The sequence below is a fragment of the Kitasatospora sp. NPDC050543 genome, assembly GCF_044457565.1.
Classification (GTDB): domain Bacteria; phylum Actinomycetota; class Actinomycetes; order Streptomycetales; family Streptomycetaceae; genus Kitasatospora.
This window is the reverse complement of record NZ_JBITGZ010000014.1, coordinates 65002-78847: the sequence shown is the minus strand read 5'-3', so window position 1 is coordinate 78847 and position 13846 is coordinate 65002. Positions and strand designations below refer to the sequence as shown.

General features: G+C 74.1%; 15 protein-coding genes and 1 pseudogene. 6 read left to right on the top strand and 10 right to left on the bottom strand.

Annotation, left to right across the window (positions count from 1 at the left end; translation table 11 throughout):
• Window positions 1-167: 167 nt before the first annotated feature.
• Both ACIBH3_RS18975 and ACIBH3_RS18970 read right to left on the bottom strand, forming a co-directional pair.
• Window positions 168-689, bottom strand: a complete 522-nt coding sequence (locus tag ACIBH3_RS18975) for a DUF1990 domain-containing protein (protein WP_396313133.1) — start codon at window positions 687-689, stop codon at window positions 168-170.
• Window positions 686-1516, bottom strand: a complete 831-nt coding sequence (locus ACIBH3_RS18970; protein WP_396313132.1) for a YndJ family protein — start codon at window positions 1514-1516, stop codon at window positions 686-688. Before ACIBH3_RS18970 ends, ACIBH3_RS18975 begins: the two co-directional genes overlap by 4 nt.
• Window positions 1517-1797: 281 nt before the next feature.
• Here ACIBH3_RS18970 and ACIBH3_RS18965 point away from each other — a divergent pair, with 281 nt between their 5' ends.
• Both ACIBH3_RS18965 and ACIBH3_RS18960 read left to right on the top strand, forming a co-directional pair.
• Entirely contained in the window at window positions 1798-2067 is a 270-nt protein-coding gene (locus tag ACIBH3_RS18965) for a DUF1876 domain-containing protein (protein ID WP_396313131.1), read from the top strand.
• A 112-nt stretch (window positions 2068-2179) separates the two neighbouring features.
• Window positions 2180-2371: a hypothetical protein gene (locus tag ACIBH3_RS18960; RefSeq protein WP_396313130.1), complete on the top strand. Its 192-nt coding sequence runs from the start codon at window positions 2180-2182 to the stop codon at window positions 2369-2371.
• A gap of 119 nt (window positions 2372-2490) precedes the next feature.
• On the opposite strand, the gene ACIBH3_RS18955 is transcribed toward ACIBH3_RS18960, so the two are convergent.
• From ACIBH3_RS18955 to ACIBH3_RS18930, 6 genes are all read right to left on the bottom strand, one after another.
• Entirely contained in the window at window positions 2491-2934 is a 444-nt protein-coding gene (locus tag ACIBH3_RS18955; protein WP_396313129.1) for a PPOX class F420-dependent oxidoreductase, read from the bottom strand.
• Between the two features lie 61 nt (window positions 2935-2995).
• Window positions 2996-4609, bottom strand: coding sequence for a cytochrome bc complex cytochrome b subunit (locus ACIBH3_RS18950; RefSeq protein ID WP_396313128.1), 1614 nt, complete (start codon window positions 4607-4609; stop codon window positions 2996-2998).
• Window positions 4610-4781: 172 nt separating this feature from the next.
• Window positions 4782-4982, bottom strand: a complete 201-nt coding sequence (locus tag ACIBH3_RS18945; protein ID WP_396313127.1) for a hypothetical protein — start codon at window positions 4980-4982, stop codon at window positions 4782-4784.
• 105 nt (window positions 4983-5087) lie between these two features.
• The gene (locus tag ACIBH3_RS18940) at window positions 5088-5999 is read right to left on the bottom strand and encodes a glutaminase (protein ID WP_396313126.1); all 912 of its coding nucleotides are present in this window, start codon (window positions 5997-5999) and stop codon (window positions 5088-5090) included.
• 34 nt (window positions 6000-6033) lie between these two features.
• On the bottom strand, window positions 6034-7548 hold the full coding sequence (locus ACIBH3_RS18935; protein WP_396313125.1) for an MFS transporter: 1515 nt from the start codon (window positions 7546-7548) through the stop codon (window positions 6034-6036).
• A gap of 234 nt (window positions 7549-7782) precedes the next feature.
• A complete protein-coding gene (locus ACIBH3_RS18930; RefSeq protein ID WP_396313124.1) occupies window positions 7783-8430 on the bottom strand; it encodes a TetR/AcrR family transcriptional regulator in 648 nt (215 codons plus the stop codon).
• A 432-nt stretch (window positions 8431-8862) separates the two neighbouring features.
• On the opposite strand from ACIBH3_RS18930, the gene ACIBH3_RS18925 reads away from it, so the two are divergent.
• From ACIBH3_RS18925 to ACIBH3_RS18915, 3 genes are all read left to right on the top strand, one after another.
• Window positions 8863-9507: a hypothetical protein gene (locus ACIBH3_RS18925; RefSeq protein WP_396313123.1), complete on the top strand. Its 645-nt coding sequence runs from the start codon at window positions 8863-8865 to the stop codon at window positions 9505-9507.
• 89 nt (window positions 9508-9596) lie between these two features.
• Window positions 9597-10502: a hypothetical protein gene (locus ACIBH3_RS18920; RefSeq protein ID WP_396313122.1), complete on the top strand. Its 906-nt coding sequence runs from the start codon at window positions 9597-9599 to the stop codon at window positions 10500-10502.
• A gap of 198 nt (window positions 10503-10700) precedes the next feature.
• Window positions 10701-11477 (top strand): VOC family protein, encoded by a 777-nt coding sequence (locus tag ACIBH3_RS18915; RefSeq protein WP_396313121.1) that lies wholly within the window; start codon window positions 10701-10703, stop codon window positions 11475-11477.
• Window positions 11478-11513: 36 nt separating this feature from the next.
• Here ACIBH3_RS18915 and ACIBH3_RS18910 read toward each other — a convergent pair whose 3' ends face one another.
• Together ACIBH3_RS18910 and ACIBH3_RS18905 are read right to left on the bottom strand one after the other, a co-directional pair.
• Window positions 11514-12095, bottom strand: coding sequence for a hemerythrin domain-containing protein (locus ACIBH3_RS18910; protein ID WP_396313120.1), 582 nt, complete (start codon window positions 12093-12095; stop codon window positions 11514-11516).
• 164 nt (window positions 12096-12259) lie between these two features.
• Complete coding sequence (locus ACIBH3_RS18905; protein WP_396313119.1) at window positions 12260-12847, bottom strand: TIGR03086 family metal-binding protein; 588 nt, start codon at window positions 12845-12847, stop codon at window positions 12260-12262.
• A gap of 152 nt (window positions 12848-12999) precedes the next feature.
• Here ACIBH3_RS18905 and ACIBH3_RS18900 point away from each other — a divergent pair.
• Window positions 13000-13577 (top strand): annotated as a pseudogene (locus tag ACIBH3_RS18900) (DoxX family protein).
• The last annotated feature ends 269 nt before the right edge of the window (window positions 13578-13846 follow it).

Sequence of the window (13846 nt, the reverse complement as noted above, 5' to 3'; positions counted from 1 at the left end):
TCCCCACTCCGGTGCCGACCGGTGGGCGTGCCGGCGGCCCGTGCTCACCTGCGGCGAGAGGAGCACGACCCGGCACGGCCGGGAGGCCACGGCCGGCGTCAGCGAGCGCGGCCGGGCCGGCCGGCGGTGGGGGTGGTGGGCAACGGGTCGGTGGGCAAGAACCGGGGTCAGCGGGTGGTGGCGGTGGTGGCGATGCTGGCCAGGACGCGGCCGCAGCGGCGGGCGAAGGCGCGCTGGGCCAGCGGCAGCAGCGGGCCGGCGGCGCGGGTGAACCAGCGGTCGGCGCGGCTGAAGGCGGTGACGGTGAACCAGACTGCCCGGTCGGCGCCGAGCTCCACCACGAAGGACTCCTCGCCGCAGGCCAGGTGCCCGCGCCGGGTTCCGTACGCGAAGCCTATCCGGTCGCCCTCGTACGCCACCCAGACCACCTCGCACGGGGCGCCGATGCGCAGGGGCCCGGCGCCGATCGCGCACTCGACGGCAGCTCCCGGCGCCGCCCGGTCCGCCCGCGTGCGGATCCGGACGCCTGCCGCACGGTGCATCCGCCACTCGGTGAGGGCCGCGCCGGCGGCCTCCAGGGTGTCGCGGCCGTGGCCGATCAGCGCGCGGTGGCGGAGGTGGTGGTACCCGCCGGACAGCGGGACAGGGGCGATGCTGGCGCCCACCTCGGGGTAGTTGAGGATTCTCATGCGGGGATCTCCGTGGTGTCCTTGAGCCGGCGCCAGGCGAGCAGCGAGCAGAGCGCGAAGCCGAGCGCGTTGCCCAGCCCGTGGGTGGCGGCCATCCAGGTGAGGGTGGGGTGCGGCAGGCCGGAGGCCTCGCCGAGGGCCCACCAGAGGGCGAGCAGCATGGTGGCGGCCAGGACGGCGGCCGACACCGCGAGCAGGCCGGCGGTGGTCCGGTCGCCGCTGCGGGTGCGCAGGTCGCGCCAGGTCAGCAGGCCGACCAGCCACATGCCGGCGGTGAGGACGACGGCGCCGAGCAGTTCGGCCCAGTCGTCGACGAAGTAGCCGGCGAGTACCAGCAGGGTGCCCAGCGGCACGCTGAGCGCGGCGTACCGGGCGGCGGGCCGGCCGGGTGCGGCCCGGCAGACGAGGCCGGCGACCAGGGCGGCGGTGAAGCCCGCGTAGTGGAAGTGCGGGACGGTCAGCGCCAGGATGTCCAGGTCGAAGCCGAACAGCCGGTGGCCCGAGCGTTCGGCGACCAGGGCGAGCCCGGCGACCGACGGCGCGGCGAGGGCGGTGAGCACCGCGATCTCGCGCGGCGCGAGTGAGCGGGTCCGCAGCAGCCGGCGCGGCGCCTGGGCGGCGAGGACGAGGGTGGTGAGCGCGTAGGCCGCGGCGAGGGCGGTGGCGCCCGGGCCGCGTGGCAGCCACAGGGCGACGGCGCCCGGCACGGCGGCGGCCGGCCAGCAGCGGCGCAGCGGGGCGAGGCCGGGGCCGTCGATCAGGGTCAGGCCGACGGGTATCACGGTGGACATGCCGAGCATGACGATGAGGTTCACCAGGATCGTCACGGCAGTCTCCCGGCGGTCACGGCCCGGTGGGCGCTGAGGTTGGGGCGGATGAGCGGCACCGGGGGCACGGGTGTCACGACCTTCATCTGAACGTGTTCAAAATCCTGGCGGAGCAGACTCTACGACAGGGTTTGAACGCGTTCAAGTCGATTCTGGGGATACTGCCGACTGCGCCCGCGGCGTCGCCGGCGGTGCGCGCGGGAGCCTGCCGTGCCGGCCTGCCTGGTGTTCGCCGCCCGCCCGGCGCACTCTGGAGGTGGTACAGCTGGAGGTGATCCGTCATGCAGACTCTGGTGGGTTGGCACATCGAGATGGAATTCCGCGAGGAGGGCGCCAGGACCGCGGCAGCCGCCCTGCTCCGGCTCGGCGACGGAAGCGAGATCCGGGCGCACGGCTACACCAGCCGCCACCCCTCGGATCCGGAGCAGTTGCGGGTGGGCGAGGAGATCGCGGCCGCGCGGGCCCTGAACGACCTCGCGTCGCAGTTGCTGACCAAGGCGCACAGTGAGATCCAGGAGGTCACTCCGCTCCCGACACACCCGCTGATGTGACCGCACGACTGAGGTGGCCGTACGGCCGTGAGGCGACCGTACGGCCACGCGCGGGGTTCGCCGGGCTCGGCGCACGGCGCGAGCGGGACGCGACCCCCGGATCGGAGGAGCGATGTCACCCATCCCCCTGACCTGCCCCCGCTGCGGCCGGCCCCAGCGGGCGGTGCCCGGCGGCCCCGAGCGGGCGGTCCGGGTCGTGCACACCGACACCGGCCGTGAGGAGTGCGAGCCGGGAGTCGCCGGGTCGGGGGCCGCCGAGCCGGGGACCGGGGAGGGGCGCGGCGGCGCGGACCGGGCCGGCTGACCCGACGCGGACGCGGACTGGGACGGAGCGCGGTAACGCGGCCCGCGCCCGGCAACGCGGGCGCGGGCCGAGCCCGCCGACCGGTGGGCGGCGGGCGTCGGCCCGGGACGTGCCGTGGGTCAGTTGAGGCTGTACGTGCCGGGCGGTTGCCAGGGCGCGCCGATCAGCAGCGGTGCGCGCTCGTCGAGCGTGATCCGGATGCCGACCGTGCCGGCCAGCCCGCACCGCAGGCGGCTGCGGGCGAGGGTGAGCAGGGCGGGCATGCCGTACTTGTTGATCAGCGAGGTCCGGTACTGGGCGGTGGCGTCCGGGTCGCAGAGTGCCGCCCGGGCCGGGAGCTGCCCACCGGTCGGGTTGCCGCGTGCGTCACAGGGGCCGACCAGTACGCGGGGGCTGCGCCGGATCCGCCGGGCCGGCCAGGAGTCGGCGGGCGTCCAGACGCCGAGCGCGCCGCCGTCCTGGACCACCCAGATCGGTGTGCGTACCGGGGTGCCGTCCTCGCCGAAGGTGGTGAGCAGCAGGTACCTGCCGGCGGCGAGCTGCTCGGTGTGGTCCTCGTGCACGGAGTCCTCCTGATACCTGGGGCTGATACCTGGGGCTGTTTGCCGGCCGGCGGCGGGCGGGTCAGTGCCCGCCGTGGCCGCTGGTGATCTCGCGGTGCTCCTCGGCGGTGGGCTTGGGGATCCGGGCGCCTTCGCCGTAGAAGCCCCGGGAGAGCCTGGTGCGGGTGCGGTCCAGGAGTCCGGCCCGCCGGGCGACGCCGTTCTCGTCCACCTCGGCCGGCAGCTCGATCGGCTGAGGCTGCTCGTGTGCGGTGAGCTCGAACAGCTTCTCCTGCGGGAGTCGGGCGTGCACCTCGACGAACTCACCGTGCGGCAGGCGCCTGATGACGCCGGTCTCGCGACCGTGCAACACCTTGTCCCTGTCGCGCCGCTGGAGGCCCAGGCACCAGCGCTTGGTGATCACGAAGACCAGCACCGGCACCACGAACAGGCCGACCCGGACGAAGTAGGTGATCGCGTTCAGCGACAGGTGCAGATGGGTGGCGAACAGGTCGTTGCCGCCGCCGACCAGTGCCACCAGGTAGAGGCTGATCCAGGCCGCGCCGAGCGCGGTGCGTACCGGGGCGTTGCGCGGGCGGTCCAGCAGGTGCTGCTCGCGCTTGTCGTCGGTGACCCACGACTCGGTGAACGGGTAGACCGCGATCGCACCCAGGATCACCGGGAAGAGCGTGATCGGGATCAGCACGCCCAGGTTGAGGGTGTGACCCCAGGCCCGGACCTCCCAGCCCGGCATGACGCGCACCAGGCCCTCGGCGAAGCCCATGTACCAGTCCGGCTGGGCGTCCGTGGACACCTGGTCGGGGCGGTACGGGCCGTACGCCCAGATCGGGTTGATGGTGGCGATCGCCGACATCAGTGCGATGACCCCGAAGACCAGGAAGAAGAAGCCGCCGGCCTTGGCCATGTAGACCGGCATCAGCGGCATGCCGACGACGTTCTTCTCGGTGCGGCCGGGCCCGGCCCACTGGGTGTGCTTGTGGTAGAAGACCAGGATCAGGTGCGCCGCGAGCAGGCCGACCATGATTCCGGGGATCAGCAGCACGTGGATGGTGAAGAACCGCGGCACGATGTCGGTGCCGGGGAACTCGCCGCCGAACAGGAACATCTGGAGGTAGGTGCCGACCAGCGGCACGGCCAGCAGTACGCCCTCCAGGAAGCGGATCCCGGTGCCGGAGAGCAGGTCGTCGGGCAGCGAGTAGCCGAAGAAGCCGTCCGTCAGGCCCAGGAAGAACAGCAGGAAGCCGAAGACCCAGTTGACCTCGCGCGGCTTGCGGAACGCGCCGGTGAAGAACACGCGCATCATGTGCACGAGCATCGCGGCGATGAAGACCAGCGCGGCCCAGTGGTGGATCTGACGGATCAGCAGGCCGCCGCGGATCTCGAAGCTGATGTCCATCGTGGAGGCGTAGGCCTCCGACATCCGGATCCCGCGCAGTGGCGTGTAGGCGCCGTCGTAGACGACCTCGCCCATGCTGGGCTTGAAGAAGAGCGTCAGGTAGACGCCCGTCAGGATGATGATGACGAACGTGTAGAGGCAGATCTCGCCGAGCATGAAGGACCAGTGGTCCGGGAAGATCTTGCGCAGGTTGGCCCGGGCGAGGGAGTGGATCCCCAGCCGGCCGTCCGCCCAGTCCGCCGCCCGCCGGCCGCGGCCGGGCGTCTGATTCCGGGTCATGTGCCACACACCTCTGTCGAGCAGGGACGATGGGGCGGCGGAAGCGGGGAGCAGCCCCCGTTTCCTGCCGCGCCCCATACAGTAGCGGGGTGCACTCCCCGTTTTCGCCCCGGGGTGGCCCCTTCGGCCGGATCGGTCCCCGTTGCCCCGGGGCCCCCGGGTGCTGAGGGGGTCAGGGCCGCAGCGGCGGCCACCCGTCGGGGCTGGCGCGGGCCGGTCGCTCGGCGAAGCCGGTGATGGCCGCCGGCGGCAGCCCGGCGAGGGCCTCGGCCAGTGGCTCGGCGTACGCGCAGTCGGCCGGATCACCGAGCAGGTCGATCAGGGTCCAGAAGTCTTCCCAGGTCGGCGTGGTGGCGATGATCCCCGCCGGCACCGACAGCCGGCCCGGGCAGCTCGGGCAGCTCGGGCAGCTCGGACCGCCCGGGGGGGCTCGCGGGCCTCGCGGGCCTCGCGGGCCTCGCGGGCTCCGGGGCGTGGCTCAGAACACCGACCAGCCGGTGGCCGTGGTGAAGGCGTCCAGTGCGGCGACGGCACCGACGGAGTTGCCGGCCGGATCCAGTGCCGGGCTCCAGGCGCAGAGGGTGCCCCGGCCGGGCACGACGGCCAGGATCCCGCCGCCGACACCGCTCTTCCCGGGCAGCCCGACCCGGTACGCGAACTGGCCGGCCGCGTCGTAGGTGCCGCAGGTGAGCAGGACGGCGTTGATGCGCTTGGCCTCGCTGCGGGTCAGCAGCCGGGAGCCGTCGGCGCGCAGCCCGTGCCGGGCCAGGAAGAGGCCGGCCAGCGCCAGGTCCCGGCAGCTGGCGGTGAGCGCGCAGTGGTCGTAGTAGTGCTGGAGCACGGTCTGGACCGGGTTCTCCAGGTTGCCGTAGCTGGCGATGAAGTGCGCCAGCGCAGCGTTGCGGTCGCCGTGCTCGGCCTCGGAGGCCGCGACCACCGAGTCGCTGTCCAGCAGCGGGTTGCCCGACTCCGCGCGCAGGAAGTCCCGGACGGCGGCCCGGGCGTCGCCGGTGAGGCTGTGCAGCCTGTCGGTGACCACGATGGCGCCCGCGTTGATGAACGGGTTGCGTGGGATCCCGTGCTCGCTCTCCAGCTGGACCAGCGAGTTGAACGGGCTGCCCGAGGGCTCGCGGCCCACCCGCAGCCAGAGGTCGTCCCCGCCGACGGCCAGCGAGAGGGCGAGCGTGAAGAGCTTGGAGATGCTCTGGACGGAGAACGGGCGCTCCCAGTCCCCGACGCCGTGCACCTCGCCGTCGACGGTGGCCAGCGCCAGCCCGAAGGCGTCCGGGTCGGCGGCGGCGAGCGCCGGGATGTAGTCGGCGACCCGCCCGGTGCCGAGCACCGGACGGGCCGCTTCCATGGCCTGGGTCAGCTGGTCCTGGAGATCCACCCGGCCATTGTGCACACCGCGGGATCGGCCGGTGTCAGTGCACCAGCACCGGGACGGCGTTGCTGTCCGCGTCCTGCGCACCCTCGCCGGCCGGGGCGCCGCCCTGGTGACCGGTGTTGATCAGGGTGAAGGCGATGGCGGCGGCCGCCACCAGGATGCCGAACGACCACCAGATGGCCGTCGAGAATCCGTGCACCATCGACTCCAGCTGGAGCAGCTGGACGCCCTGCGGGGACTTCGCCCCGGCCAGGTGGGCGGCGGCGTACGCCGTGGTGGCGCTGGCCGCGATGGTGTTGAGCAGGGCGGTGCCGATCGCGCCGCCGACCTGCTGCGAGGTGTTCACCATGGCGGAGGCGACACCGGCGTCGCGCGGCTGGACGCCGTGCGTGGCCAGGCTCATCGCCGGCATGAAGGCGGTGCCCATGCCCAGGCCCATCAGGACCAGGCCGGGCAGGATCAGTGCCGGGTACGAGGTGTCCGTCTTGATCTGGGTGAGGATCAGCATGCCCGCCGAGGCGAGCAGGAAGCCGGGCGCCATCAGGTAGCGCGGGGCGACCCGGGTCATCAGCCGGGCACCGATCTGGGTGGAGCCGGTGATCATACCGGCCACCATCGGCAGGAAGGCGACGCCGGTCAGCACCGGGCTGTACCGCAGCACGACCTGGAGGTAGTACGTCAGGAACAGGAACAGGCCGAACATGCCGATCACGGCCAGGCCGAGCGACAGGTACACCCCGCCGCGGTTGCGGTCCAGGATGACCCGCAGCGGCAGCAGCGGGGCCTTGACCACCCGCTCGACCACGACGAACGCGGCGAGCAGCACACCGGCGGCGATGAACAGGCCGATGGTCAGCGGGGCCGACCAGCCGTCCGCCTCCGCGCGGGTGAAGGCGTAGACCAGCGAGACCAGGCCGGTGGTGACCAGCAGGACGCCGGGGATGTCCAGCCGGTCGCGGTTGCGGCCCTGGGCGGGCTCGCGGATCACCAGGACGGCGCCGACGGCCGCCACCACGGCGAACGGGATGTTGACGAAGAAGGTCCAGCGCCAGTTCATGTACTCGGTGAGCAGACCGCCCAGGATCAGGCCGATCGCACCGCCACCGCCGGCGATCGCGCCGTAGATGCCGAACGCCTTGGCGCGCTCCTTGGCCTCGGTGAACATCACCGCGAGCAGCGACAGCGCGGCCGGGGCAAGGAGGGCGCCGAAGACACCCTGGAGAGCGCGGGCGCCGAGCAGCATCGCGGTGTTGGCGGCGGCGCCGCCGAGCGCGGAGGCGAGGGCGAAGCCGGTCAGGCCGACCACGAAGGTCCGCTTGCGGCCCCAGAGGTCGGCGATCCGGCCGCCGAACAGCAGCAGCCCGCCGAAGGCGAGGGCGTACGCGGTGATGACCCACTGGCGGTTGCCGTCGGTGATCCCCAGGTCGCGCTGGGCCGACGGCAGGGCGATGTTCACGATCGTCGCGTCCAGCACGACCATCAGCTGGGCGAGGCCGATGAAGATGAGGGCTTTCCAGCGCCGGGGATCGGGCTGCGGGGCTGTTTCAGGCATGGAGGTACTCACTTTGCGGGTGTGGGGCATCCGGACGCGGGGGACTCCGCGGAGTCGGTGCGCGAAGCGATGGCTGCGGGGCCGGCCGAGCTGGCGGCCGGGAGTGTCTGGGCGAGGCGTGCGGGCGAGTGTCGGACGGGTCGGGCGAGGCGAGGCGTACGGGCGCGCTGGCTTCGGCCGGCCGCTCGGGCCGGCGCGGGGGCGGTGGTGCGCCAGGTGTCGGTGCTGCCGGTGTCAGTGCTGCTGCTGGAAGTCCTCGAAGGTCAGGGCCCGGCCGGGCAGGGTCGATCGGGCCGGCGCCCGCAGACCGTCCAGGAACAGTTGCAGGTGACGGTGGACGAACCCGGAGAGGTCCAGGCACGCGGTGCCCGGCAGCGGGCGGGTCAGCTGGCTGATGGCGACGAAGATGTCGCCGGGGGCGACGTCCGGGCGCAGGCCGCCCGAGCGCTGGGCCCGTTCCATCAGCTCGGTGACGATGACGACCAGGCGCTCGCGGATCTCGGCCAGGTCGGGGTCGTTGTGGTCGAAGCGCCCGGAGATGACCGGGCAGAGTGCGCCGAGCTGTTCGTCGGCCGCGCCGTGGACGAAGCTCTGGAGAGCGTCGAACGCGTCCGGGTGCTCGGCCATCGCCGTCTCGGCCCGCGCCAGGATGCGGGCCTTCACGAACAGCGCCACCTCGCGGATCAGCGCGTCGCGGTTCGGGAAGTTGCGGTAGAGCGTCGCGTTCCCGATGCCCGCGCGCCGGGCGATCTCGTCCAGCGGGGCGTCGGCCCCGACCTCGACGAAGACCTCCCGCGCCGCCGCGATGATCCGCTCCCGGTTGCGGGTGGCGTCCGCGCGCAGCTTGGGCGCGCGGGGCTCGGCGGCGGTGGTGCTGCTCACGGTCCTGCTCCCTTCCGGTTCCGGGGAAAGCCTCCCCGGTTTGTCGTACACAGGACCAAACGGGGACCCGCTCCCCGGAATTTCAAACTTCGATGTGATCTGGGTCACATTGTTGTGAGGGTGGACTCCGGGTGCGGTTCCGGGTGCTCGGGGGCGGAGCCGGGGCCGGCAGGGCCGCCGCCGTGCGGGGGCGGGCCGAGCCCGCGGCGGCCCGGGGGTTTGCGAGCGGCGGGGGAAGGCATATGAAGCTTCGATGGGTTTCTGTCACTCGTGGTGGCCCTCCGGGGGCTGTCGGGTGACGGTGCGGGCGCGGCGATGGCCGGGCCGGCGGGGCGGTGCATTGGACGGGGTGTGGACTTACGCAGCGGGTGCAGGGCAGGGCACGGCACAGGCCTGGAGATCCGGGCGGAGGGGCGGACCGAGGTCCGGCGAGTGGAGCGGGCCGAGCGCGCGGAGCAGGGCGGGCTCGTCGAGGGCCGGCCCCCCGGCGGACAGCCGCCGAGAGGGCGGCACCCCCGGCCCCGCCACCTGTCCGCAGATCCGTTCGCAGACCTGACCGTCGACCCGTCCCCGGACGGGTGCGGGCACCGGTGCGCCTTCCGCTCGGGCCCGTCGGCCCGGGCACCGCGCCCGAGGGAGGCCGCCCCGCTCGCGGGCCGTCGCGCCACCCGCTCCGAGTCGGCGGCGCTGCTGCTGATGGCCGTCACCGCCGCCGCGTACCTGCCGGCGGGCCTGCTCACGCGGCTGCGCCGCAGCCCGGGCGGACCGCCGCCGAGCGGGGCCACCCGCTGGCTGGCCGGCAGCGGCCTCACGGTGGTGCTCGGCTTCCTGGGCTACTTCGGCTACGTCACGCTGGCGCTGACCGCCGGGCCGGTGCTGGCCGGCCGTCCGGTGGCCTGGCTCGCCCTCCAGGTGCTCACCCTGGGGGCCGTGCTGGCGGCGGCGGCCACCGCGGTGTGGTGGTGGCGGGCGCGGGGCCCGGGGGCCGCCCGTGAGCGGGCCCGACTGGGAGCGGTCCTGCTGGCGGGCGCGGTGGTCGTGCCCTTCGCCCTGTTCTGGGTGCTGGTGCTGACCTGACGGTGCCGGGGCGACCCGGGCCCAGCCGCGGGGTGTGGCCGGCGGGGGCAGGTGAGGGAGTGTCAGTGCACCCGTCTAGGGTCTGCGGCATGAACACCGAGACCGATGCCCTGATCGCCGAACTCGAACGGCTCGACCCGCGGCAACTCGCAGCCGGGCAGCCGGCCGCGCTCGGCGCCGATGCCGTCCCGCAGCTGCGGGTGCTGCGGCGGGAGGCGGGGACGGCGCGGCTGCGGCGGCGGGCGCTGGAGGCGCTGCTGGCGGCCGGCGGCCTCGACGCCCTGGAGGCCCGCGATCGCGCCGCGGTGCAGCGGCTGGTGCGGATCCGCAGCGCCCAGGAGGTGCCCGACCTGGGCGACCACTGGTGGCTGGCCGTCCCCGGGGAGACCTACGAGAAGGCCTTCGACGTGCTCGGCCTGCACGATCGTGTGCCGGTGACGGTGGCCCTGGGCGACGAGTGCCAGCGCGATGACGAGAAGTTCGTCCCCGGGCCCGGCGACCGCTCCGTGCGCGTCCACCGTGTCTTCGTCACCCCCGAGTACGCGGGGTGGCGGCTGATCTACGCGGACACCCCGCTGCGCGAGACCCTGTGGGACTTGCACGGCACGATCGAGCGGCTCAGCGCGGCCTGCGGTCAGGCCCAGGTCTTCTACCAGGACCCGCACGCCGACGCGATGATGTGGGCCGTCGCCGAGCAGGGCGCCGTCCGGCGCGGCTACTGGCGCTACAGCGAGCCGCCGTGGACGGGCGAGCCGCTGCCCTGGGAGGTGGAGCTGATGGACGACGAGGACGAGGATCACGACGACGAGGACTACGACGACGAGGACGGCGGCTCCGGCGCACGCGGCGTGCAGAGCGTCAACCAGGCGGCCGCGTCCCTGTCGATCGACCCCTCCGGGATCGACGCCGCCACCCCCGTCCGGGGCCACGGCTGGCTCGCACTCACCGCCCCCGGTGCGGGCCACGGCGGGTTCGGGACGCTCCCCGGGCTCTGACGGCCGCCCGGCCGGTCCGGCCGGACGAAGCCGGCCCCCGGCCCGCCCGGCACCGGCGGGAGCGCCGACCCGGGCCGCGCCGGTGCCGTGCCGTACCGCGCCTGGACGCGCCGCTGACCCTAGGCTGAGCTGGGCGGCCGACCGGTCGGCCGCCCCTGCCGGGGGGCCTCCCGGCCTCGGTGTCGAGGAGGTACCGCGATGGTCAGCCAGACCGCCAGGGTGCGCTGCGTGCCGGCCACGCCGTGCTGGGTCAGCCTGATGGCCCGGGACCTGGACGAGGCGCAGGCCTTCTACGGTGAGCTGCTCGGCTGGGACTTCGAGCCCGCCCCCGACCGCTGGGGCCGCTATGTGCACGCGGTGGCCGGGGACGAGGCGGTCGCCGGGCTCGGCGAGGCGAGCGGCGACCTGGCCCTGCCGATCTCCTGGACCTGCTACTTCGGCACCGAGAGTGCCGACCAGGCCGCCGACGCCGTACGCGAGCGCGGCGGCACGCTGGCCGTCGGCCCGCTGCTCTTCGACGAGGGCCGGGTCGCCTTCGCCTCCGACCCGATGGGCGCGGTGTTCGGCATCTGGGAGGGCCCGCCCGGCACCGCCCGGGTGCTGGACGTGCCCGGCGCCCCCGTCTGGATCGAACTGCGCACCCCGGATCCGTTCGCCGCCGCGCTGTTCTACGGCGAGGTGTTCCGTTGGGACGGCCGCGATCCCGCGCACTTCGAGGTGCGGTGGGAGCACGAGCGGGTGGTGCTGCTCGCGGAGGGCCGCAGCGTCGCGGCGCTGCGCGCCGGAGTCCCGGAGGGCGGCCCGCCGCACTGGGAGGTCTCCTTCTCGGTGCCCGACACGGACGCGGCGGTCAAGACCGCCGAGCGGCTGGGCGGCGGCGTGCTGGGCGCCGCCTTCGACTCCCCGTACGGCCGGGTGGCGCGCCTGCGCGACCCGGAGGGCGGCCGGTTCGCGGTGATCTGCCCCAACCGGTAGAGCCGGCCCGGTGCCCGGTGCCGGCGGCTTCTGCGGTCAACCCTCGGCGCCACCCGCCGTCTCGGCCCGGCGGTCCCGGCGGACGGCCTCTCCGAGGGTGACGAGCTCGGCGGGCGGCAGGGACTTGCGGGCGGCGGGGAACAGGCGCCGCTCCTCGATGTCCAGGTGGTTGCGGACGGCCCGGGCCAGGTCCTCGACGAGCGGCCGGTAGGCCGGGTCCTCGGGGGCCAGCCCGGCCAGGTCGGACAGGTACTGCCCGATCGCCAGGTGGTCGGTGATGCTGGTGAAGACCATCGAGCCGCCGTCGGGCACCCGCTCCTGGACGGCCGGGAACAGGTGCTCCTCCTCGGCGGTGCAGTGGCTCAGCAGCAGGTCGGAGAGCTGCTCGACCAGGGCTCCGCGCGCCAGGACCGCCGCGTGGCCGCCGCTCCCGCCGCTGTCGGCGCCGCTGTCGGCGCCACCGCCCGCGCCGCTGTCGGCGCCGACCGGCCGGTCGCCGCCGTCGGCCGGCTCCTGCCGGCCCGTCCAGGCCGCTTCGACACGCGCCAGCAACTCCTCCACCGCGCGGTGCTCGGTGGACAGCTCCTCGACGATGTCCGCCTCTGCCTTCCGGCCCATGGCTCGCCTCGCTCAGCCCTCGGCTACGACCGGCCCCGGTCGGACCGGTACGCCGGAGGCGCGCCTGCACCGCGCACCCCGGTCCTTCCAGTATCCGGCGTCACGGACCGGTCCGGCCGGTGCGCGGCCCGGTCAGGGCAAGGGGGTGTGGCAAGGGCGCGGGGTCACGGCCCGTCCCGCCGGCCGGTGAGGGCGAGCAGCCGGGTCTGCGGGGCGGCGTCTGCGGGGACGGCCAGCGGTGGTGCGAAGAGTCCGGCGGCGGTGGCCGCCTCGCCGTACGCGCTCACCTCCCGCAGGGTGAAGTCCACGAGCTCCGCCGGCAGCCGCCCGTCGGCGCCGGCGCCCCGGGCCAGGTCCCAGCTGTGCACGGTGACGTCGGCGACCATCTGGTTGCAGTAGACCAGGCCGGAGGTGTCGCCGTAGGAGAGGTGGACGACGAGGTCGAGCGCGCGGGGGAGCTCGAAGGCCTCGCGGGCCGCGCCGGCGGCCGCGTCCCAGGCCGCGACCGGGTTCTCGCCCAGCACGTCGCCGTCGAAGCGGCCGTCGACCTCGGCGATGGTCGAGCCCATCAGCAGCTCGGGCACCCAGAGCTGTTCGGCGGTGACGTGGTTGACGAGATCACGTACCGACCACTCGGAGCAGGGGGTCGGCGCGGCCCACTGGTGCGCGGCGACCAGATGGACCCGGCGGCCGAACTCCTCAAGCGCCTTCCGGTACAGGTCCAGGACTTCTGGTTCACGTCGGTGAGACATGCCTCCACCCTGCCCCGGTTCGCGGCCGGGCGCGCGCGACACGCCGAGAGTTGTTCACATTCGAATTGGCAGGTACGGTCAGATGGTGGTTCGAATTTGAACCACTTCGCGCTGTAACCGTACTCACGTACCCATGACCGCTGGAGACGCGTATGCCGAACCCGACCGCCCCCGCCCTCGCCCCGACCGTCCCCGCCCCGGCCACCCCGGCCGGCGCCCGGAGGGCCGCCGCGCCCTCGGCCTCGCCGCACGCCTACGACGCGGGTCTGCTGCTGCTGCGCCTCGCGCTCGGACTGACGATGGCCGCGCACGGCAGTCAGAAGCTGCTCGGCTGGTTCGGCGGTGGCGGGATCGACGGCACCGGCCAGTTCTTCACCATGAGTGGCTACCCGGCCGGCCGGACCATGGCGGTGGTGGCCGGCCTGACCGAGACCTTCGGCGGCCTCGCGCTGGCCGTCGGCCTGCTCACCCCGCTGGCGGGGCCGCCGTCGTCGGCACCATGGTCAACGCCCTCGCCGTCACCTGGGGCGGTGGGTTCTTCGCGCCCAAGGGCGTCGAGTACGAGCTGCTGCTCACCGCCGCCGCCGGCGCGCTCACGCTGACCGGCCCCGGCCGCCTCGCCGTCGATCGCTTCCTGCCCGGCCTGCGGGCCCACCGACTGGCGTACGGCGCGGCCGCGGTGACGCTCGGCCTGGTCACGGCCGGGGTCATCCTGCTGCTGCGCAAGTAGGTGCCGCGCGGGCGACCCGGGCGCGACGCGCGCCCCGCGCCGCCCGGGTGCACGGTGAACAACCGAGCCGCCGCGCCGGAGAGTCGAGCTCTCCGGCGCGGCGGCCTGTGACCTGACGCCTGGTCACCGTCCGGTCACCGCAGGGGCGTCGGCCCCGGGACCGGATCGGCGGCCGGGGAATTGGGCAGTGCAGGAGTCTTCCCAGTGACGTGTGACGCGTGCAATGGTACATGTCACATCCCCCACCGTGTGCACGTCAAAGCCAGGCG

Bases quoted from the DNA above. Each gene is read 5' to 3' on its own strand.
- ACIBH3_RS18910 (WP_396313120.1), bottom strand. From the start codon at position 12,095: ATGGGCCGGAAGGCAGAGGCGGACATCGTCGAGGAGCTGTCCACCGAG.
- ACIBH3_RS18935 (WP_396313125.1), bottom strand. From the start codon at position 7,548: ATGCCTGAAACAGCCCCGCAGCCCGATCCCCGGCGCTGGAAAGCCCTC.
- ACIBH3_RS18915 (WP_396313121.1), top strand. From the start codon at position 10,701: ATGGTCAGCCAGACCGCCAGGGTGCGCTGCGTGCCGGCCACGCCGTGC.
- ACIBH3_RS18905 (WP_396313119.1), bottom strand. From the start codon at position 12,847: ATGTCTCACCGACGTGAACCAGAAGTCCTGGACCTGTACCGGAAGGCG.
- ACIBH3_RS18950 (WP_396313128.1), bottom strand. From the start codon at position 4,609: ATGACCCGGAATCAGACGCCCGGCCGCGGCCGGCGGGCGGCGGACTGG.
- ACIBH3_RS18920 (WP_396313122.1), top strand. From the start codon at position 9,597: ATGAACACCGAGACCGATGCCCTGATCGCCGAACTCGAACGGCTCGAC.
- ACIBH3_RS18965 (WP_396313131.1), top strand. From the start codon at position 1,798: ATGCAGACTCTGGTGGGTTGGCACATCGAGATGGAATTCCGCGAGGAG.
- ACIBH3_RS18975 (WP_396313133.1), bottom strand. From the start codon at position 689: ATGAGAATCCTCAACTACCCCGAGGTGGGCGCCAGCATCGCCCCTGTC.
- ACIBH3_RS18960 (WP_396313130.1), top strand. From the start codon at position 2,180: ATGTCACCCATCCCCCTGACCTGCCCCCGCTGCGGCCGGCCCCAGCGG.